Source organism: Pseudomonas sp. LBUM1657, from assembly GCF_059716075.1.
Map to the genome: position 1 here is coordinate 1,765,073 of NZ_CP166799.1, position 19,569 is coordinate 1,784,641.

Here is a 19,569-nt window from a genome sequence, read left to right on the forward strand (position 1 = left end):
TTCATGTCTAATACAGTTAATACGCTTTCGTTCGACGCCATCATCATTGGCGGCGGCGGTGCTGGCATGCGCGCTGCTCTGCAGCTGGCACAGGGCGGTCACAAGACTGCCGTAGTCACCAAGGTTTTCCCGACTCGTTCGCACACTGTATCCGCCCAGGGTGGCATCACCTGCGCCATCGCCTCGGCAGACCCGAACGATGACTGGCGCTGGCACATGTACGATACCGTCAAGGGTTCCGACTATATCGGTGACCAGGACGCTATCGAATACATGTGTTCCGTAGGCCCGGAAGCGGTCTTCGAGCTCGAGCACATGGGCTTGCCGTTCTCCCGTACCGAACAGGGCCGCATCTATCAGCGTCCGTTCGGCGGTCAGTCGAAAGACTTCGGTAAAGGTGGCCAGGCTGCTCGTACGTGCGCCGCTGCCGACCGTACCGGTCACGCGCTGCTGCACACCCTGTACCAGGCCAACCTGAAGGCCGGCACCGTATTCCTCAATGAATACTACGGCGTCGACCTGGTGAAGAACGAAGATGGTGCCTTTGTCGGCATGATCGTGATCTGCATCGAAACTGGCGAAACTTCCTACGTCCGCGCTAACGCCACCGTTCTGGCGACTGGCGGTGCAGGTCGCATCTACTCGTCCACCACCAATGCCCTGATCAACACCGGTGACGGCGTCGGCATGGCTCTGCGTGCTGGCGTGCCGGTACAAGACATCGAAATGTGGCAGTTCCACCCGACCGGCATCGCCGGCGCCGGTGTACTGGTTACCGAAGGCTGCCGCGGTGAAGGCGGTTACCTGATCAACAAGCACGGCGAGCGTTTCATGGAGCGTTATGCTCCGAACGCCAAAGACCTGGCTGGTCGTGACGTTGTTGCCCGTTCGATGGTTAAAGAAATCATCGCCGGCAACGGTTGCGGTCCGGATGGCGACCACGTAATGCTGAAACTCGATCACCTCGGTGAAGAAGTTCTGCACAGCCGTCTGCCAGGCATCATGGAGCTGTCCAAGACCTTCGCCCACGTCGATCCAGCCGTGGCGCCGATTCCGGTCGTTCCAACCTGCCACTATATGATGGGCGGCGTTGCCACCAACATTCATGGTCAGGCAATCACCCAGGACGCCGATGGCGTTGACCAGATCATTCCTGGTCTGTTCGCAGTAGGCGAAGTGGCTTGCGTATCGGTTCACGGTGCCAACCGTCTGGGCGGCAACTCGTTGCTCGACCTGGTGGTATTCGGTCGTGCAGCCGGCCTGTTCCTGGAACAGACCCTGAAAGAAGGCGTCGACTACGCCCGTCCTCGCCAGTCCGACATCGACGCTGCCCTGGCACGTCTCGATGGCCTGAACTCGCGTACTGAAGGCGAAGACGTAGCCACCCTGCGTAAAGAGCTGCAAAGCTGCATGCAGAACTACTTCGGTGTATTCCGTACCGGCGAATACATGCAGAAGGGTATCGCTCAGCTGGCTGATCTGCGTGGCCGCATCGCCAACGTCAAGATCAACGACAAGAGCCAGGCGTTCAACACTGCTCGTATCGAAGCCCTGGAACTGCAAAACCTGCTGGAAGTGGCCGAAGCCACCGCCATCGCTGCAGAGATCCGCAAAGAGTCCCGCGGCGCTCACGCCCGTGAAGACTACGAAGATCGCGACGACGAAAACTGGCTGTGCCACACCCTGTACTTCCCGGGTGACAAGCGCGTGACCAAGCGTGCTGTGAACTTCTCGCCGAAGACTGTTCCGACTTTTGAACCTAAGATTCGGACTTATTAAGGGTGGCCGCCATGTTGAAAGTCAGTGTTTATCGCTACAACCCTGATCAGGACGCTGCGCCGTTCATGCAGGAATTCCAGGTCGATACCGGTGGTAAAGACCTGATGGTGCTGGACGTGCTGGCCCTGATCAAAGAGCAGGACGAAGGTTTCTCCTATCGTCGCTCTTGCCGTGAAGGCGTTTGCGGTTCCGACGGCATGAACATCAACGGCAAAAACGCTCTGGCATGCGTCACGCCACTGTCTTCTGTCGTAAAAGGTAACAAGCTGATTGTTCGTCCGCTGCCAGGTTTGCCGGTTATCCGTGACCTGGTCGTCGATATGAGCATCTTCTACAAGCAATACGAGAAGGTTAAGCCATTCCTGCAGAACGACACGCCGGCTCCGGCCATCGAGCGTCTGCAGACTCCGGAAGAGCGTGAAAAGCTCGACGGTCTGTACGAGTGCATCCTGTGCGCTTGCTGCTCGACCTCTTGCCCGTCCTTCTGGTGGAATCCGGACAAGTTCCTGGGTCCAGCTGCTCTGCTGCAAGCGTACCGCTTCCTGGCAGACAGCCGCGACACCAAGACTGCCGAGCGTCTGGCTTCACTGGATGACCCGTTCAGCGTATTCCGCTGCCGCGGGATCATGAACTGCGTCAACGTATGCCCGAAAGGCCTGAACCCGACTAAGGCCATCGGTCACGTACGTCACATGTTGCTGCAAAGCGGCGTGTGATTCAGCAGTACCTGTAGGACCGCTGTACCCGTAGATGCTACGGCGCAGGCTTCAACCGGCGCCGTAGTTTTAACCTGAGCAGCAGCTTATAAGGCTGCGGCTCTTATTTTGAAGAAATGAGACAAGCAGGGGCATCCGGGCTGGTACCCGGACTATCAGCGTGATCCTAGGTGGCTTGTTTTGGTCGCTGCATTCGGACTTCTGCAAGTTTGCTCGGTGTCGACGCCGGTGGTGTTCCCCTAACCGAGGGTGACCAAGCATGCAAGAAAGCGTGATGCAGCGCATGTGGAACAGCGCCTACCTATCCGGTAGTAACGCTGCCTATGTGGAAGAGCTCTATGAGCTCTACCTGCACGACCCTAACGCTGTGCCAGAAGAGTGGCGCACCTACTTCCAGAAGTTGCCTGCTGACGGCAACACTGCCACCGATGTTTCGCACTCCACAATTCGCGATCATTTCGTCTTGCTGGCAAAGAACCAGCGCCGCGCTCAACCGGTTTCCGCCGGCAGCGTGAGCAGTGAGCACGAGAAGAAGCAAGTTGAAGTGCTGCGATTGATCCAGGCCTACCGTATGCGTGGCCACCAGGCAGCCCAGCTTGACCCGCTGGGGCTGTGGCAGCGTCCTGCACCTGCAGACCTGTCGATCAATCATTACGGCTTGACCAATGCCGATCTTGATACGACCTTCCGTGCCGGAGACCTGTTCATCGGCAAAGAGGAAGCGAGCCTACGCGAAATTCACGAAGCGTTGCAGCAGACATATTGCCGCACCATCGGCGCTGAATTTACGCACATCGTCGATTCCGAGCAGCGCCAGTGGTTCCAGCAGCGTCTGGAAAGCGTGCGCGGCCGTCCGACGTACTCCGCCGACATCAAGAGCCACTTGCTTGAGCGCGTCACTGCCGCTGAAGGCCTGGAAAAATACCTGGGTACCAAATACCCGGGCACCAAGCGTTTCGGTCTGGAAGGTGGCGAGAGCCTCATTCCGCTGCTCGACGAGCTGATCCAGCGTTCCGGTTCCTACGGGACCAAGGAAATCGTTATCGGCATGGCCCACCGTGGCCGTCTGAACGTACTGGTCAACACCTTCGGCAAGAACCCGCGCGAGTTGTTCGACGAGTTCGAAGGCAAGAAGAAGGTCGAGCTGGGTTCCGGTGACGTTAAATATCACCAGGGCTTCTCGTCCAACGTCATGACCACCGGCGGTGAAGTTCACCTGGCCATGGCCTTCAACCCGTCCCACCTGGAAATCGTTTCTCCAGTGGTAGAGGGTTCGGTTCGTGCCCGTCAGGATCGTCGTAACGACCCTACCGGTGAAAAGGTTCTGCCGATTTCCATCCACGGTGACGCGGCATTCGCCGGTCAAGGCGTGGTCATGGAAACCTTCCAGATGTCGCAGACCCGCGGCTTCAAGACTGGCGGCACGATCCACCTGGTGATCAACAACCAGGTCGGTTTCACCATCAGCAATCCGGAAGACTCGCGCTCCACCGAGTACTGCACCGACGTCGCGAAGATGATCCAGGCGCCGATCCTCCATGTGAATGGTGATGATCCGGAAGCCGTGTTGTTCGTGACCCAGCTGGCCATCGACTACCGCATGCAGTACAAGCGCGACGTGGTGATCGACCTGGTCTGCTACCGTCGTCGCGGCCACAACGAGGCCGACGAGCCAAGCGGTACCCAGCCTCTGATGTACCAGCAGATCGCCAAACAGCGCACGACCCGTGAGCTGTACGCCGATCGTCTGACCCAGAGCGGTGTACTGGACGTTGAGCGTGTTCAGGCGAAAATCGATGAATACCGCAACGCGCTGGACAACGGTCTGCATGTTGTAAAAAGCCTGGTCAAAGAGCCGAACAAAGAGTTGTTCGTGGACTGGCGTCCGTATCTGGGCCACGCCTGGACTGCACGTCACGACACTCGCTTCGACCTGAAAACCTTGCAGGAACTGTCCGCCAAGCTGCTGGAAATTCCGGAAGGCTTCGTGGTTCAGCGCCAGGTCTCGAAAATCTACGAAGACCGTCAGAAGATGCAAGCCGGCGGCCTGCCGATCAACTGGGGTTATGCCGAAACCATGGCGTACGCGACCCTGGCGTTCGAAGGTCACCCGATTCGCATGACGGGTCAGGACATCGGTCGCGGTACGTTCTCGCACCGTCACGCCGTCCTGCACAACCAGAAAGACACCGGCAGCTACATTCCGTTGCAGAACCTGTACAAAGGTCAGCCACGCTTCGACCTGTACGATTCGTTCCTGTCGGAAGAAGCGGTTTTGGCGTTCGAATACGGTTATTCGACCACCACGCCTGAGGCGCTGGTGATCTGGGAAGCCCAGTTCGGCGACTTCGCCAACGGTGCCCAGGTCGTTATCGACCAGTTCATCACCAGTGGCGAGCACAAGTGGGGCCGTCTGTGCGGTCTGACCATGCTGCTGCCACACGGTTATGAAGGTCAGGGGCCGGAGCACTCGTCGGCTCGTCTGGAGCGTTACCTGCAACTGTGCGCCGAGCACAACATTCAGGTAGCCGTACCGACCACGCCAGCCCAGATCTACCACTTGCTGCGTCGTCAGGTGATTCGCCCGCTGCGCAAGCCATTGATAGTCCTGACTCCAAAGTCGCTGCTGCGTCACAAACTCGCAGTCTCGACCCTGGAAGATCTGGCCGAAGGTTCGTTCCAGACCGTGATCCCGGAAATCGATGCCCAAGACCCGAAAAAGGTCGAGCGCGTTGTTCTGTGTAGCGGCAAGGTCTACTACGACCTGTTGGAAAAACGCCGTGCCGAAGGTCGTGACGACATCGCCGTCGTGCGTATCGAGCAGCTGTACCCATTCCCTGAGGACGACTTGAACGAAGTCCTGGCTCCGTACACCAACCTCAAACATATCGTTTGGTGTCAGGAAGAGCCGATGAACCAGGGTGCCTGGTACTGCAGTCAACACCACATGCGCCGCATCGTTGGCAATCACAACAAGTCTCTCGTACTCGAGTACGCGGGCCGTGAGGCTTCTGCTGCACCTGCTTGTGGTTATGCATCGATGCACGCTGAGCAGCAGGAACAACTGCTGCAAGACGCCTTTACTGTTTAACGCCTTCGCGCACCTGAAACCGAATTTAAGGACCCACAGATAATGGCTATCGAAATCAAAGCCCCCACTTTCCCGGAATCGGTTGCCGATGGCACCGTTGCCACCTGGCACAAAAAACCGGGCGACGCGGTCAAGCGCGACGAGCTGATCGTCGACATCGAGACCGATAAAGTCGTACTGGAAGTGTTGGCCACCGCTGACGGCGTGCTGGGCGCTATCGTCAAGAACGAAGGCGACACCGTTCTGTCCGACGAAGTCCTGGGCTCCATCGGTGAGGGCGGCGCTGCTGCCGCTCCAGCGGCTGGCGCTGCTCCGGCCGCTGCACAAGCTGCCGCTCCGGCCGCCGAAGGCGAAGACGATCCTGTTGCTGCACCGGCTGCTCGCAAGCTGGCTGAAGAAAACGGCATCAACATCGCTTCCGTTGCCGGCACTGGCAAAGGCGGTCGTGTGACCAAGGAAGACGTGGTAGCGGCTGTTGCTGCCAAGAAAGCCGCTCCGGCTGCTGCACCTTCCAAGCCTGCTGCTCCTGCCGCTGCTGCACCGGTGTTCGCTGCCGGTGACCGCGTTGAAAAACGCGTTCCGATGACCCGTCTGCGCGCCAAGGTTGCCGAGCGTCTGGTTGAAGCTCAATCGAACATGGCGATGCTGACTACTTTCAACGAAGTCGACATGACCGAAGTCATGGCCCTGCGTTCGAAGTACAAGGACCTGTTCGAGAAGTCCCACAACGGCGTGCGCCTGGGCTTCATGTCGTTCTTCGTCAAAGCAGCTACCGAAGCGCTGAAACGCTTCCCGGCCGTGAACGCGTCGATCGACGGTGCAGACATCGTTTACCACGGCTACGCTGACGTCGGTGTCGCTGTTTCCAGCGACCGCGGCCTGGTTGTACCGGTTCTGCGTAACGCCGAACTGATGAGCCTGGCTGAAATCGAAGGCGGCATCGCCACCTTCGGCAAGAAGGCTCGTGATGGCAAACTGTCGATGGACGAAATGACCGGCGGCACGTTCACCATCACCAACGGTGGTACCTTCGGTTCGATGATGTCGACTCCGATCGTCAACCCGCCGCAAGCGGCCATCCTGGGCATGCACAACATTCTGCAGCGTCCTATGGCGATCAACGGTCAGGTCGTTATCCGTCCGATGATGTACCTGGCTCTGTCCTACGATCACCGTCTGATCGATGGCAAAGAAGCTGTGACCTTCCTGGTTACCATCAAGAACCTGCTGGAAGACCCGGCTCGTTTGCTGCTGGATATCTGATAGAAGCAGCTGCAGGTTTCAAGGGACAAGCTGCATGAACGTGCAGCTTGGCTTGAGGCTTGCGGCTTCAAGCTTGTTGCCAAAAGAGGATTTTTTGAATGTCGCAGAAATTTGACGTAGTAGTGATCGGCGCGGGCCCTGGCGGCTACGTGGCTGCCATCAAAGCAGCGCAACTGGGCCTCACCACTGCCTGCATCGAGAAATACACCGACAAGGAAGGCAAACTGGCTCTGGGCGGTACTTGCCTGAACGTCGGCTGCATTCCATCCAAGGCGCTGCTGGACAGCTCCTGGAAGTACAAGGAAGCCAAAGAAGGCTTCGCGATCCACGGTATCAATCACGCTGGCGTCACCATGGACGTGGCTGCAATGGTTGGCCGCAAGGCCACCATCGTCAAAGGCCTGACCTCCGGCGTTGCGACCCTGTTCAAGGCTAACGGCGTCACTTCCCTGCAAGGCCACGGCAAACTGCTGGCCGGCAAGAAAGTCGAACTGACCAAGCCTGACGGCACCGTCGAAATCATCGAAGCCGAGAACGTGATCCTGGCTTCGGGCTCGCGTCCGATCGACATTCCACCGGCTCCTGTTGACCAGAACGTGATCGTCGATTCGACCGGCGCGCTGGAATTCCAATCCGTACCTAAGCGTCTGGGCGTGATCGGCGCTGGCGTGATCGGTCTGGAACTGGGTTCGGTATGGTCCCGTCTGGGTTCCGAAGTCGTGGTTCTGGAAGCGCTGGAGAAGTTCCTGCCAGCCGCTGACGACGCGGTCTCGAAGGAAGCCTACAAAACCCTGACCAAACAAGGTCTGGACATCAAGCTGGGCGCTCGCGTCACCGGTTCGAAAGTGAATGGCGACGAAGTCGTTGTGAACTACACCGATGCCAATGGCGAACAGAACATCACCTTCGACAAACTGATCGTTGCCGTTGGTCGCCGTCCGGTGACCACCGAGCTGCTGGCAGCTGACAGTGGCGTGAACATCGACGAACGTGGCTTCGTTTTCGTCGACGACCAGTGCGCCACCAGCGTTCCGGGCGTTTTCGCAATCGGCGACGTGGTTCGCGGCATGATGCTGGCGCACAAGGCGTCCGAAGAAGGCATCATGGTTGTCGAGCGCATCAAGGGCCACAAAGCCCAAATCAACTATGACCTGATCCCGTCTGTTATTTATACTCACCCGGAAATCGCGTGGGTCGGTAAAACCGAGCAGACCTTGAAAGCAGAAGGCGTTGAAGTTAACGTCGGCACTTTCCCGTTCGCAGCCAGTGGCCGTGCCATGGCAGCCAACGACACCGGCGGTTTCGTGAAAGTCATTGCTGATGCCAAGACTGACCGCGTATTGGGCGTCCACGTGATTGGCCCGAGCGCTGCAGAACTGGTTCAGCAGGGCGCGATCGGTATGGAATTCGGCACCAGCGCTGAAGACCTGGGCATGATGGTTTTCTCCCATCCGACCCTGTCCGAAGCCTTGCACGAAGCTGCTCTGGCAGTGAATGGCGGCGCCATTCACATCGCCAACCGCAAGAAGCGTTAAGACAATAAGAAACCACGGCGGTATGGCCCGTCGTGAGCCTTGCATGCAAGACTCACCGCGGAATATCCGCTGGACGCAGTCTTGCGTAGCCCAGCTACGCAAGCAGCAGTCACAGGTGGTGCGGCACTTGAACAAGTGCAGCACCGAATGCGCAGTACCTAACGAAGACGGTAATAAGCATGAATCTTCACGAGTATCAGGGTAAGCAGCTGTTCGCTGAATACGGCCTGCCAGTTTCCACCGGTTACGCAGTAGACACCCCGGAAGCAGCAGCAGAAGCTTGCGACAAAATCGGCGGCACTGAATGGGTTGTCAAAGCCCAGGTTCACGCCGGTGGTCGCGGTAAAGCGGGCGGCGTAAAGCTGGTTCGCAGCAAAGAAGACGCCAAAGCCTTCGCACAGCAGTGGCTGGGCAAGCGTCTGGTGACTTACCAGACTGACGCCAATGGCCAGCCAGTCACCAAGATCCTGGTTGAATCGTGCACTGATATCGCTAAAGAGCTGTACCTGGGCGCTGTCGTTGACCGTTCGAGCCGTCGCATCGTGTTCATGGCTTCCACCGAAGGTGGCGTGGACATCGAGAAAATCGCTCACGACACCCCTGAGAAAATCCTCAAGGCCACTATCGATCCACTGGTTGGCGCTCAGCCATTCCAGGGTCGCGAGCTGGCATTCCAGTTGGGTCTGGAAGGCAAGCAAGTTGCTCAGTTCGCCAAGATCTTCGTAGGTCTGGCCAAGCTGTTCAAGGATCACGACCTGGCTCTGCTGGAAGTGAACCCGCTGGTGATCAAGGCTGACGGCGATCTGCATTGCCTCGACGCCAAGATCAACATCGACGCCAACGCCATGTACCGTCAGCCTAAGCTGAAGACTTTCCACGATCCGTCGCAAGACGATCCGCGCGAAGCGCACGCTGCCAAGTTCGAACTGAACTACGTAGCACTGGAAGGCAACATCGGTTGCATGGTCAACGGTGCTGGCCTGGCCATGGGTACCATGGACATCGTCAACCTGCATGGCGGCAAACCAGCCAACTTCCTCGACGTGGGCGGCGGTGCTACCAAAGAACGCGTTACCGAAGCGTTCAAGATCATCCTGTCCGACACTAACGTCGCTGCAGTATTGGTCAACATCTTCGGCGGCATCGTTCGCTGCGACATGATTGCCGAAGGCATCATCGGCGCTGTGAAAGAAGTCGGCGTGAAAATCCCGGTTGTTGTTCGCCTTGAAGGCAACAACGCTGAGCTGGGCGCTAAAGTACTGGCAGAAAGCGGTTTGAACATCATCGCTGCTACCAGCCTGACCGACGCTGCTCAACAAGTCGTTAAAGCTGCGGAGGGCAAATAATGAGCGTCCTGATCAATAAAGACACCAAAGTTATCTGCCAGGGTATTACCGGTTCGCAAGGTAGTTTCCACACCCAGCAAGCCATCGAATACGGCACCAAGATGGTTGGCGGTGTAACTCCGGGCAAAGGCGGCACCGAGCACCTGGGTCTGCCAGTGTTCAACACCGTGAAAGACGCTGTAGCTGCCACTGGCGCCACCGCCAGCGTGATCTACGTTCCAGCTCCTTTCTGCAAGGACTCCATCCTGGAAGCAGCATTCGGCGGCATCAAGCTGATCGTTTGCATCACTGAAGGCATTCCTACCCTGGACATGCTGGATGCCAAGGTCAAGTGCGACGAGCTGGGTATCACCCTGATCGGCCCTAACTGCCCAGGCGTGATCACTCCAGGCGAATGCAAGATCGGCATCATGCCAGGTCACATTCACTTGCCAGGCAAGGTCGGTATCGTTTCCCGTTCCGGCACCCTGACCTACGAAGCTGTGAAGCAGACGACTGACGCCGGTTTCGGCCAGTCGACTTGCGTCGGCATCGGTGGTGACCCGATCCCGGGTTCGAACTTCATCGACATCCTGAAGCTGTTCCAGGAAGACCCGAAGACCGAAGCGATCGTGATGATCGGCGAGATCGGCGGTTCGGCTGAAGAAGAGGCGGCTGCCTACATCAAGGCACACGTGACCAAGCCGGTTGTTTCCTACATCGCTGGTGTGACTGCTCCTCCGGGCAAGCGCATGGGCCATGCTGGCGCAATCATCTCTGGCGGCAAAGGCACTGCAGACGAGAAGTTTGCGGCCCTGGAAGACGCAGGCGTTAAAACCGTGCGTTCGCTGGCAGACATCGGCAAGGCTTTGTCCGAGCTGACCGGTTGGGCGATCAAGTAAGCCTCGCGCTTAACTGACGCTTCACCAAACAAAGGCCACCTTCGGGTGGCCTTTGTCGTTTCCGAGATTTGCTCAAGCAGGACCGGCCTCTTCGCGAGCAAGCCCGCTCCCACGGGGGACCATCTGTGGACACACCGTTCGTGAACACCCGAAATCAAGGGTGGGAGCGGGCTTGCTCGCGAATACGGACTTACAGACGCCAACCAATTACATGCAAAAACGCGACACGAATCTGTCGTAGATCGGATAGTTCGCCCCCTAACAGTGCGTTTGTCAGCCAAATTCGTTAGGCTAGCCGCCATTTTTGCGTCCGCAGCCCACAAGGCCGCTACGCGCTAAACGGGTCAGTCCTATGCAGACCGACAGCATTTCCCTCACCCATAAGGGAAATCCCTCTCTAAATTCCGATTCAGTAGTGTGGTATTTCCTTAATGAAAGTGTTGAAAGGCCAGGACATCCTGGCACTTGGTTTTATGACATTTGCCCTGTTTGTCGGGGCTGGCAACATCATCTTCCCGCCTATCGTCGGTTTGCAGTCCGGGCCTCATGTCTGGATGGCGGCGCTGGGCTTTCTGATCACCGCGGTCGGCCTGCCGGTGATCACCGTTGTAGCCCTGGCCAAGGTTGGCGGCGCAATGGATGCCTTGAGCAGCCCGATCGGCAAAGTTGCTGGTGGCCTGCTGGCGGCCGCATGCTACCTCGCGGTCGGCCCGCTGTTTGCGACGCCGCGTACCGCGACCGTATCGTTCGAAGTCGGCCTGGCACCGCTGACCGGCGAGAGCCCGCTGGCGCTGTTCCTCTACAGCTCGGTGTACTTCCTGCTGGTGTTTTTCATCTCGCTTTATCCGGGCCGTTTGCTGGATACCGTAGGACGTTTCCTCGCTCCGCTGAAGATCATCGCCCTGGCCGTGCTCGGCATTGCTGCATTCGCTTTGCCGGCCGGTGATATCGGCGTGGCCACGCCTGAGTATGTGGCGGCACCGTTCTCCCAAGGCTTTATCAATGGTTACCTGACCATGGATACCCTGGGCGCGCTGGTATTCGGCATCGTTATCGTCAACGCCATCCGCTCCCGCGGTGTCGAGTCACCGGTGCTGATCACCCGCTACGCGATCATTGCCGGCCTGATTGCCGGCGTGGGCCTGGCGCTGGTGTACGTCAGCCTGTTCCGCCTCGGTTCGGGCAGCCATGAAGTGGCCGCTGGTGCTACCAATGGCGCGGTGGTGTTGCATGCTTACGTTCAACACACCTTTGGTTCGTTGGGCAGCGGATTCCTTGCGGTACTGATCTCGCTGGCCTGTCTGGTGACTGCGGTCGGTCTGACCTGCGCCTGCGCTGAGTACTTCAGCCGTGTGCTGCCACTGTCCTACAAGACGTTGGTCATCATCCTCGCCGCGTTCTCCCTGCTGGTGTCCAATCTGGGCCTCACCAAGCTGATTGCGTTCTCGATTCCGGTACTGACCGCGATCTACCCGCCGTGCATCGCCCTGGTAGCCCTGAGCTTCTGCAAGGACTTCTGGCACGAGCAGGGCCGCATAGTCGGTCCGGTGATGCTGGTGTCGTTCATCTTCGGTCTGATCGACGCGCTCAAGGGCGCGGGCCTGGCGGACTGGATGCCGACGCAACTGACTCACCTGCCGTTGAGCGAGCAAGGCCTGGCATGGCTGGTGCCATCGGTCATGACCCTGGTGGTCGCCGTGGTCTGTGATCGTCTGCTGGGCAAGCGGGCCGAAGCGCTGGCTTAAGCCGCCTCAAGGCCCGCCACAAGCGGGCCTCAAGCAGCGCTCTAAAAAATGGAAATGCCCCGTATCAATCGATACGGGGCATTTTTTATGGGCGTGATGCGGTGTCTTTTTTTGTGAGCTAACGTCGAAGCACTGCGAAGATCTGATGTAGGAGCGGGCTTGCTCGCGAAAACGGAGTGTCAGGCGACATCAATGTTGAATGATCAGCCGGCTTCGCGAGCAAGCCCGCTCCCACAGGGTTTCGGTATACCGTTCTCACATCACAAGGACCTGCATGTCGTTCATCCACGCCAACCTGATTCACATTCTCGCCGCAGTCTGGTTTGTCATCTGCTGGGGCGGCTATACCCGTTACGCGACGTGGAAGGGCCGCGATACCGCGTGCCTGGCCAGTGTCCTGCACCTGTATCGCGAAGACTGGATGCGCCGCATGCTGCTGCGGGACAACCGTATCGCAGACGCCAGCGTGATCGGTAACCTGGAACGGAATGCCTCGTTCTTCGCCTCCAGTACGCTGATCATCCTGGCCGGTATCCTCACGGTACTGGGTGCTTCCGAAAGGGCGGTGTCGTTGCTGGCGGATATTCCGATGGTGCAACAGGCATCCCAAGGCATGTCGGAGATCAAGTTATTGTGCCTGGCCTTAGTGTTTGTCTATGCGTTCTTCACCTTCAGTTGGTGCATGCGGCAGTACAACTTCGCGGCGATTCTGGTGGGCTCGGCGCCGATGGTCGGTGAGCGCCATGTGTCCGAACAGGAGCGTAAGGCGTTTGCGGCCCGTGCGGCCCGTGTTATCTCGATGGCCGCGAACCAGTTCAACTTTGGCCTGCGCGCTTACTACTTCGGCATGACCATGCTGGCCTGGTTTGTCAGCCCCTGGTTGTTCATGTTGATGAGTGCCGGCGTAGTGCTGGTGTTGTATCGGCGGGAATTTCACTCCGATGTTCTCGACGTAATGGTCTATACCCCTACAGAGGCGCCATTGCCTGACGCGAACAAAGAGGCTGCTTGATGAGTATTCCGTTCTGGTGTGTGTTTATCAGTGCGCTGTTGATTTACGTGGCAAAGATTCCGTTGGCCAAGGCCATGAACGAGCAGGGTGGTTACGACAATCACCTGCCACGCCAGCAACAGGCGCAACTCACAGGTTTCGGCGCCCGAGCGCTGGCGGCCCATCAGAACTGCTTCGAAGCATTCATAGTGTTTGCGGTAGGGGTGTTGATGGCGCACACCACGCAGACGGCAGGATGGCTGATCGACTCACTGGCCATTATCTTTGTGATTACGCGGATTCTTTACTTGTTGTGCTACTGGGCAGATTTGGCCTGGCAGCGCAGTCTGGTGTGGTTCATCGGTCTAGTTTGTTCGCTGTTGCTGATGATTAGTCCGACTTTTAGAACGATTTTGCTGTAACGCATGCCGTGTAACCAAAAGTCGTAGACAAAAGAAAACCCGCACTTGGCGGGTTTTCTTTTATCACGCTAAAAACTGTTTTAGTTTTTAGGTGCTTCTGGAGCGGCTTCTTTTGCGGCTGCTTCGTTCGATTCAGCCTGAGCTTTGGCAGCTTCAGCGTTTTCTTTCGCCGCGTCGTTCACTTTATCCTGAGCTTTGTTCATGTCCTGCTGAGCTTGCTCAGCATGTTGGTTAGCATCTTGAGCTTTGTCCTCGGATTTTTTATCGCAAGCAGCGAGACCGAGGGAAGCGGTCAACATCAAGGCAATAGCTAAAGTCTTACGCATGGGGTGTTTCTCCTTATGGAAAATATCTACTGGCCTTTCGAGCACAGCCCGCAGCGTTAAGTTCCTCAATTCGCTCAGATATATAAGTTTGTTTTACGGCGGAACTTTTGCCCTTTCGCCCGATACTTTGTCTGGACTCTAACAAGAGTATTTATCAAATGGCCGAAAACCCCGTTTTTGAGCGTGCGACGCGCTTTCTATCCGCGCTGCGACATTGTCAGGTACTTGGCTTGCGGGTTCACAGCGCCAGCAGCGAAGGCCTGACGGTGATTCTGCCGTACAGCCCACAAATCGTTGGCAACCCGCAAACCGGCGTGATCCACGGCGGTGCCCTGACCTCGCTGATGGACACGGCCTGCGGCATGTCGACCCTCTGCGTTTTACCTGAATTCGAAGTCTGTCCGACTCTGGATCTACGCATCGACTACATGCACGCCGCCGAGCCTCATAAAGATGTCTACGGTTTCGCCCAGTGCTACCGCGTCACCACCGATGTGATCTTCGCGCGCGGCTTTGCCTATCAGGACGACCCTGACCAACCCATCGCCCATGTGGTGGGCACTTTCATGCGCATGGGCAAGGGCATCAAAGGCACCAAAGGCTTTGGTGGTGCGATCGCCGGAGGTACGAAATGACCGACCTCTTCAAGGAACAACTTCAACAGGCCCATGAGCAGGGAGACTACGCCTCGCTGCTGCACCTGATTCCCTACGCCAAGCTGATTGGTGTCGAGTGTTCTCGGGTGGGGGATGAACTGTTGTTCCGGCTGCCGGCCAACAAGGACAACATTGGTAACCCTTTATTGCCGGCGATCCATGGCGGGGTGATTGCCGGGTTCATGGAGCTGTCCGCAGCGCTGCACCTGCTGATTTTTACCGGTTCGCCGGGAGTGCCGAAGATTATCGATTTCTCCCTCGATTACCTGCGCGCGGGGCAGTTTCGCGACACCTGGGCCAGATGCCAGGTTTGCCGTCAGGGGCGACGGGTCGCCAATGTGGCCATTACGGCCTGGCAAACCACCGAAGCCGAACCCATTGCCACGGCCCGGGGCCATTTCAAAATCGAAGAGCCCTTGAAATCCTGAACTCAGCCCCCAACTTTGATGACAACCCGCCGCCGACCCTCAAGGTCGCGGCTTATGCCATCTGATTGGAGTTTGATGACCATGAGTGTGGAAACTCAAAAGGAAACCCTGGGCTTCCAGACCGAGGTGAAGCAACTGCTGCACCTCATGATCCATTCGCTGTATTCCAACAAGGAAATTTTCCTTCGCGAATTGATCTCGAACGCCTCTGACGCTGTCGATAAATTACGTTTTGAAGCCCTGTCCAAGCCTGATTTGCTGGAAGGTGGCGCCGAACTGAAAATCCGTGTGAGCTTCGACAAGGACGCTAAAACCGTCACCCTCGAAGACAACGGCATTGGCATGAGTCGTGAAGATGCGATCACCCACCTGGGTACCATCGCCAAATCCGGCACTGCCGACTTCATGAAACATCTCTCCGGCGATCAGAAAAAAGACTCGCACCTGATCGGTCAGTTCGGTGTGGGTTTCTACTCTGCATTCATCGTTGCCGATAAAGTCGACGTGTTCAGCCGTCGTGCCGGTGCTGCTGCCAGCGAAGGTGTGCACTGGTCGTCCAAGGGTGAAGGCGATTTTGAAGTTGCCACCGTTGATAAAGCCGAGCGCGGCACCCGTATCGTCCTGCACCTGAAATCTGGTGAAGACGAATTCGCCGATGGCTGGCGTCTGCGCAATATCATCAAGAAGTACTCCGACCACATTGCTTTGCCGATCGAATTGCCGAAAGAAGTGGCAGCCGTTGAAGGCGAAGAGCAACCGGCCGTTGAATGGGAAACCGTCAACCGCGCCAGCGCCCTGTGGACCCGTCCGCGTACCGAAATCAAGGACGAGGAATACCAGGAGTTCTACAAACACGTCGCTCACGATTTCGAGAACCCGCTGAGCTGGAGCCACAACAAGGTCGAAGGCAAGCTCGAATACAGCTCGCTGCTTTACGTGCCGGCCCGTGCTCCGTTCGATCTGTACCAGCGTGAAGCGCCGAAAGGCCTGAAGCTGTACGTGCAGCGCGTATTTGTCATGGACCAAGCCGAGTCGTTCCTGCCGCTGTACCTGCGCTTCATCAAAGGCGTGGTCGATTCCAACGACCTGTCGTTGAACGTGTCGCGGGAGATCCTGCAGAAAGACCCGATCATCGACTCCATGAAGTCGGCGCTGACCAAGCGCGTTCTGGACATGCTGGAAAAACTGGCGAAGAACGAACCAGAGCAATACAAAAGCTTCTGGAAAAACTTCGGCCAGGTCATGAAAGAAGGCCCGGCAGAAGATTTCGCCAACAAAGAGAAAATCGCTGGCCTGCTGCGTTTCGCCTCCACTCAGGGCGAAGAAGGCGAGCAAGTGGTTGCCCTTGCCGAATACCTGGCTCGCGCCAAAGAAGGTCAGGACAAGATCTACTACCTGACCGGCGAAACCTACGCGCAAGTCAAAAACAGCCCGCACCTAGAAGTCTTCCGCAAGAAAGGCATCGAAGTGCTGCTGCTGACCGACCGCATCGACGAGTGGCTGATGAGCTACTTGAGCGATTTCGACGGCAAGAGCTTTGTCGACGTGGCGCGCGGTGACCTGGACCTGGGCAACCTGGACTCGGAAGAGGACAAGAAGGCCGCGGAAGAAGTCGCCAAGTCCAAAGAGGGTCTGGTTGAGCGCCTGAAAACTGCACTGGGCGATTCCGTCGCTGAAGTGCGGGTTTCCCACCGTCTGACCGACTCTCCGGCGATTCTGGCCATCGGCGAGCAGGACCTGGGCATGCAGATGCGTCAGATCCTGGAAGCCAGCGGTCAGAAGGTTCCGGATTCGAAGCCGATCTTCGAATTCAACCCGGCTCACCCGCTGATCGAGAAACTCGACAACGAGCAGAGCGACGAGCGCTTCGGCGACCTGTCGCACATCCTCTTCGATCAGGCGGCCTTGGCGGCCGGCGACAGCTTGAAAGACCCGGCCGCGTATGTGCGCCGCCTCAACAAGCTGTTGGTTGAACTGTCGGTTTAACTGCGTTGTACAAAAACCCGCTTCGGCGGGTTTTTTTCATTCTGGTGTCTTTTACTGGGAGTTAGTCATGAGCCAAATCACTGTTCGTTCCGTCGCTTATCAGATTGATGGCCAGTCGTATGAAAGCCGCCTGGCCTTCGATCCCGACCATCAAGGCGCGCGTCCAGGACTGTTGATGGCGCCGAACTGGATGGGCGTGAGCGCCGGTGCCGAGGAGATCGCCAAGTCGGTGGCCTCCAAGGGTTATGTGGTGCTGATTGCGGACATCTATGGCCAATCGGTTCGTCCGCAGAATGGCGACGAGGCAGGCGCGGCGATGATGCCGCTCAAGCATGACCGTCCGTTGCTGCGCAAGCGCATGCAAGCGGCGTTCGAACAGCTGCAAAGCCAGGGCGAAGCAGCGGTCGATACGTCGAAACTGGCGACGTTCGGTTTCTGCTTCGGCGGTTGCTGCGCGCTGGATCTGGCGCGTACGGGTGCATCCGTGAAAGCGGCGGTTTCGTTTCACGGGACTCTGGATTCACCGAATCCTGCTGATGCCAGGAATATCAAAGGCTCGGTGCTGGTGCTGCACGGTGCGTCCGATCCATTGGTTCCGAAAGAACAATTGCCGGCATTTGAAACTGAAATGAATGCGGCGGGCGTGGATTGGCAACTGCTGAGCTACGGTGGCGCGGTGCATTCGTTCACCGATCCGCATGCCAATGTGCCGGGCATGATGATGTATGACGCGAAAATCGCTGCTCGGGCGTTTACGTCGATGCATAACTTGCTGGATGAAGTGTTTAAGGGCTGATTACTGTTTTTTTTGGCCTGGCACTTTCTGTGATAGTGCCGGCCTCTTCGCGAGCAAACCCGCTCCCACAATGGAATGCATTCTCCTGTGGGAGCGGGCTTGCTCGCGAAAGCGGTGGAACTGATACCGAAGATCTTAGGGTAGTTCGATCCGCTCACTTTCCCCTGGCACCGTCGGCCAATCCCCGGCTGCCCAGCGCCGGCGCGCTTCATCGATCGCCGCGGGATCGCTGGCCACGAAGTTCCAGTTGATCCGTCGCGGCCCGTCCAGTGGCGCACCACCAAACAGCACGGCATGACTGTCGCTCTCGGCGTACAAAGTCATTTCTTCCCCGGCCGGCAACACCACCAGCGAATGCGGCTCTATCAGCTCCCCCTCCAGTTGCACCTCGCCGTCCAGTACGTACAACGCACGTTCTTCATGCTCGGTGGGAATCAGCAGCGTCGTCGCTGTTTGCAGGTGCAATTCGGCATAAAGCGTAGGAGAAAGCACCGGCACCGGTGATTCCAGGCAAAAGCCTGACCCTGCGATCATCCGGATCTTCACCCCAAGGTTTTCGCTGACTGGCAATGTGGCGGCCGGGTGATGGCTGTAATATCCCGGGCCCTGCTCTTTATCTTTCGGTGAGGCTAGCCAGATCTGCAAGCCGTGCATCGTGAAGCCGCTGGCCTTCAACGCCTCAGGTGTGCGTTCGACGTGAGCAATCGCGCTGCCTGCCGTCATCCAGCTCACATCACCGGCATCCACCAGTTGATCGGAACCGAGGCTGTCCTTGTGCTGGATCTGCCCCTGGAACAGGTAGGTGAGGGTGGACAGGCCGATGTGCGGATGCTGTCGGATGTTCATGCCTTTACCCTCCGGATAGCGGGTTTCGAGCATGTGGTCAAAAAATACGAAAGGTCCGACGCTGCGGCATTTGGCCGACGGCAACGGGCGAAGAATCGGCTGGCCTTCGACATCTTCGGCGCGGGGACGAATCACGAGCGGAGTGTTCATGGTGCATTCCAGACTGAGCGGGTGATGCGGTCGAGCATAACCCGCTTGCGCAGCCCTTGCCGCTATTGGCTGAACGCACCTTCAGACAGATGGGTTTCGATGCTGATTTCAGTGCTGGTCATCAACTTGTGGACCGGGCAACGATCGGCCACCCGGTGAAGCTCGTCACGCTGGTCGTCGGTGAGCACACCCTTGAGCGTCAGTTTGACGTGGAGTGCATATTTACCTTTTTGCTCTTCACTGTTGTCGCGTTTGACCTCGACCGTGACACCGGTCAGCGGAATGTCTTTCTTCCTTGCATACATCTTCAGCGTCAGCGCCTTGCAGGCACCGAGGGCGGCGTCGAAGTAATCGTGGGGCTCCGGCGCAGTGCCTTCGCCGCCGACATCTTTGGGTACATCGGCGAACAGTTCGTGCTCGTCGATCTGTACGGTGTGGCGAAAACCTTCGGCGGAGACGGTATTGACGGTGACAGTCATGGGAAACCTCGCAGGCAGTGGAAAGTCGGTCGATCAAAAAAGACCTTGAAGTTATAGAGCATTCCTACTGTTACGCGTTCCACTTTCTTATCCGGTGAACCCTGGACCGCTGGCAGGGGTCTACGCTGTTCCT

At 57.6% G+C, this 19,569-nt stretch carries 17 protein-coding genes; 14 read left to right on the forward strand and 3 right to left on the reverse strand.

What is annotated here, in order from left to right; all coding sequences use genetic code 11:
* The first annotated feature begins 3 nt into the window (after positions 1–3).
* The 10 genes from sdhA (at position 4) to ACA055_RS08105 (ending at position 13,769) form a co-directional block, all read left to right on the forward strand.
* Positions 4–1,779, forward strand: a complete 1,776-nt coding sequence (gene sdhA, locus ACA055_RS08060; RefSeq protein ID WP_497683146.1) for a succinate dehydrogenase flavoprotein subunit — start codon at positions 4–6, stop codon at positions 1,777–1,779.
* 11 nt (positions 1,780–1,790) lie between these two features.
* Positions 1,791–2,495, forward strand: a complete 705-nt coding sequence (locus ACA055_RS08065) for a succinate dehydrogenase iron-sulfur subunit (RefSeq protein WP_497683147.1) — start codon at positions 1,791–1,793, stop codon at positions 2,493–2,495.
* A gap of 259 nt (positions 2,496–2,754) precedes the next feature.
* Positions 2,755–5,586, forward strand: a complete 2,832-nt coding sequence (locus ACA055_RS08070) for a 2-oxoglutarate dehydrogenase E1 component (RefSeq protein ID WP_497683148.1) — start codon at positions 2,755–2,757, stop codon at positions 5,584–5,586.
* Between the two features lie 42 nt (positions 5,587–5,628).
* On the forward strand, positions 5,629–6,849 hold the full coding sequence (gene odhB, locus ACA055_RS08075; protein ID WP_497683149.1) for a 2-oxoglutarate dehydrogenase complex dihydrolipoyllysine-residue succinyltransferase: 1,221 nt from the start codon (positions 5,629–5,631) through the stop codon (positions 6,847–6,849).
* Between the two features lie 98 nt (positions 6,850–6,947).
* A complete protein-coding gene (lpdA, locus tag ACA055_RS08080; protein ID WP_497683150.1) occupies positions 6,948–8,384 on the forward strand; it encodes a dihydrolipoyl dehydrogenase in 1,437 nt (478 codons plus the stop codon).
* A 179-nt stretch (positions 8,385–8,563) separates the two neighbouring features.
* On the forward strand, positions 8,564–9,730 hold the full coding sequence (gene sucC, locus ACA055_RS08085; RefSeq protein ID WP_007898980.1) for an ADP-forming succinate--CoA ligase subunit beta: 1,167 nt from the start codon (positions 8,564–8,566) through the stop codon (positions 9,728–9,730).
* Positions 9,730–10,611, forward strand: a complete 882-nt coding sequence (gene sucD, locus ACA055_RS08090; protein WP_095051818.1) for a succinate--CoA ligase subunit alpha — start codon at positions 9,730–9,732, stop codon at positions 10,609–10,611. Before sucC ends, sucD begins: the two co-directional genes overlap by 1 nt.
* Before the next feature lie 431 nt (positions 10,612–11,042).
* On the forward strand, positions 11,043–12,356 hold the full coding sequence (brnQ, locus tag ACA055_RS08095) for a branched-chain amino acid transport system II carrier protein (RefSeq protein ID WP_497683151.1): 1,314 nt from the start codon (positions 11,043–11,045) through the stop codon (positions 12,354–12,356).
* Positions 12,357–12,630: 274 nt separating this feature from the next.
* Entirely contained in the window at positions 12,631–13,368 is a 738-nt protein-coding gene (locus ACA055_RS08100) for a DUF599 domain-containing protein (RefSeq protein WP_497683152.1), read from the forward strand.
* A complete protein-coding gene (locus ACA055_RS08105) occupies positions 13,368–13,769 on the forward strand; it encodes an MAPEG family protein (RefSeq protein ID WP_497683153.1) in 402 nt (133 codons plus the stop codon). The genes ACA055_RS08100 and ACA055_RS08105 overlap by 1 nt, the downstream gene beginning before the upstream one ends.
* A gap of 80 nt (positions 13,770–13,849) precedes the next feature.
* Here the strand turns inward: ACA055_RS08105 and ACA055_RS08110 are convergent, their stop codons facing one another.
* Positions 13,850–14,095 carry a hypothetical protein gene (locus tag ACA055_RS08110; RefSeq protein ID WP_497683154.1) on the reverse strand — a complete coding sequence of 82 codons (246 nt, stop codon included), beginning with the start codon at positions 14,093–14,095 and terminating at the stop codon, positions 13,850–13,852.
* A 158-nt stretch (positions 14,096–14,253) separates the two neighbouring features.
* On the opposite strand from ACA055_RS08110, the gene ACA055_RS08115 reads away from it, so the two are divergent.
* From ACA055_RS08115 to ACA055_RS08130, 4 genes are all read left to right on the forward strand, one after another.
* Entirely contained in the window at positions 14,254–14,730 is a 477-nt protein-coding gene (locus tag ACA055_RS08115; protein ID WP_497683155.1) for a PaaI family thioesterase, read from the forward strand.
* Positions 14,727–15,179, forward strand: coding sequence for a PaaI family thioesterase (locus ACA055_RS08120; RefSeq protein WP_497683156.1), 453 nt, complete (start codon positions 14,727–14,729; stop codon positions 15,177–15,179). The genes ACA055_RS08115 and ACA055_RS08120 overlap by 4 nt, the downstream gene beginning before the upstream one ends.
* A gap of 81 nt (positions 15,180–15,260) precedes the next feature.
* Complete coding sequence (gene htpG / locus ACA055_RS08125) at positions 15,261–17,165, forward strand: molecular chaperone HtpG (RefSeq protein ID WP_497683157.1); 1,905 nt, start codon at positions 15,261–15,263, stop codon at positions 17,163–17,165.
* Between the two features lie 67 nt (positions 17,166–17,232).
* The gene (locus ACA055_RS08130; RefSeq protein WP_497683158.1) at positions 17,233–17,961 is read left to right on the forward strand and encodes a dienelactone hydrolase family protein; all 729 of its coding nucleotides are present in this window, start codon (positions 17,233–17,235) and stop codon (positions 17,959–17,961) included.
* A 135-nt stretch (positions 17,962–18,096) separates the two neighbouring features.
* Here the strand turns inward: ACA055_RS08130 and ACA055_RS08135 are convergent, their stop codons facing one another.
* Entirely contained in the window at positions 18,097–18,957 is an 861-nt protein-coding gene (locus ACA055_RS08135) for a pirin family protein (protein ID WP_497683159.1), read from the reverse strand.
* A gap of 62 nt (positions 18,958–19,019) precedes the next feature.
* Entirely contained in the window at positions 19,020–19,436 is a 417-nt protein-coding gene (locus ACA055_RS08140) for an OsmC family protein (protein ID WP_497683160.1), read from the reverse strand.
* Positions 19,437–19,569 lie beyond the last annotated feature (133 nt).

What these genes read in the sequence shown, in the direction of transcription:
- brnQ (WP_497683151.1), top strand. Translation starts at nt 11,043, where the DNA reads ATGAAAGTGTTGAAAGGCCAGGACATCCTGGCACTTGGTTTTATGACA.
- ACA055_RS08070 (WP_497683148.1), top strand. Translation starts at nt 2,755, where the DNA reads ATGCAAGAAAGCGTGATGCAGCGCATGTGGAACAGCGCCTACCTATCC.
- odhB (WP_497683149.1), top strand. Translation starts at nt 5,629, where the DNA reads ATGGCTATCGAAATCAAAGCCCCCACTTTCCCGGAATCGGTTGCCGAT.
- ACA055_RS08110 (WP_497683154.1), bottom strand. Translation starts at nt 14,095, where the DNA reads ATGCGTAAGACTTTAGCTATTGCCTTGATGTTGACCGCTTCCCTCGGT.
- lpdA (WP_497683150.1), top strand. Translation starts at nt 6,948, where the DNA reads ATGTCGCAGAAATTTGACGTAGTAGTGATCGGCGCGGGCCCTGGCGGC.
- sdhA (WP_497683146.1), top strand. Translation starts at nt 4, where the DNA reads ATGTCTAATACAGTTAATACGCTTTCGTTCGACGCCATCATCATTGGC.
- ACA055_RS08135 (WP_497683159.1), bottom strand. Translation starts at nt 18,957, where the DNA reads ATGAACACTCCGCTCGTGATTCGTCCCCGCGCCGAAGATGTCGAAGGC.
- sucC (WP_007898980.1), top strand. Translation starts at nt 8,564, where the DNA reads ATGAATCTTCACGAGTATCAGGGTAAGCAGCTGTTCGCTGAATACGGC.
- ACA055_RS08130 (WP_497683158.1), top strand. Translation starts at nt 17,233, where the DNA reads ATGAGCCAAATCACTGTTCGTTCCGTCGCTTATCAGATTGATGGCCAG.
- ACA055_RS08120 (WP_497683156.1), top strand. Translation starts at nt 14,727, where the DNA reads ATGACCGACCTCTTCAAGGAACAACTTCAACAGGCCCATGAGCAGGGA.
- ACA055_RS08115 (WP_497683155.1), top strand. Translation starts at nt 14,254, where the DNA reads ATGGCCGAAAACCCCGTTTTTGAGCGTGCGACGCGCTTTCTATCCGCG.
- ACA055_RS08065 (WP_497683147.1), top strand. Translation starts at nt 1,791, where the DNA reads ATGTTGAAAGTCAGTGTTTATCGCTACAACCCTGATCAGGACGCTGCG.
- htpG (WP_497683157.1), top strand. Translation starts at nt 15,261, where the DNA reads ATGAGTGTGGAAACTCAAAAGGAAACCCTGGGCTTCCAGACCGAGGTG.
- sucD (WP_095051818.1), top strand. Translation starts at nt 9,730, where the DNA reads ATGAGCGTCCTGATCAATAAAGACACCAAAGTTATCTGCCAGGGTATT.
- ACA055_RS08100 (WP_497683152.1), top strand. Translation starts at nt 12,631, where the DNA reads ATGTCGTTCATCCACGCCAACCTGATTCACATTCTCGCCGCAGTCTGG.
- ACA055_RS08140 (WP_497683160.1), bottom strand. Translation starts at nt 19,436, where the DNA reads ATGACTGTCACCGTCAATACCGTCTCCGCCGAAGGTTTTCGCCACACC.
- ACA055_RS08105 (WP_497683153.1), top strand. Translation starts at nt 13,368, where the DNA reads ATGAGTATTCCGTTCTGGTGTGTGTTTATCAGTGCGCTGTTGATTTAC.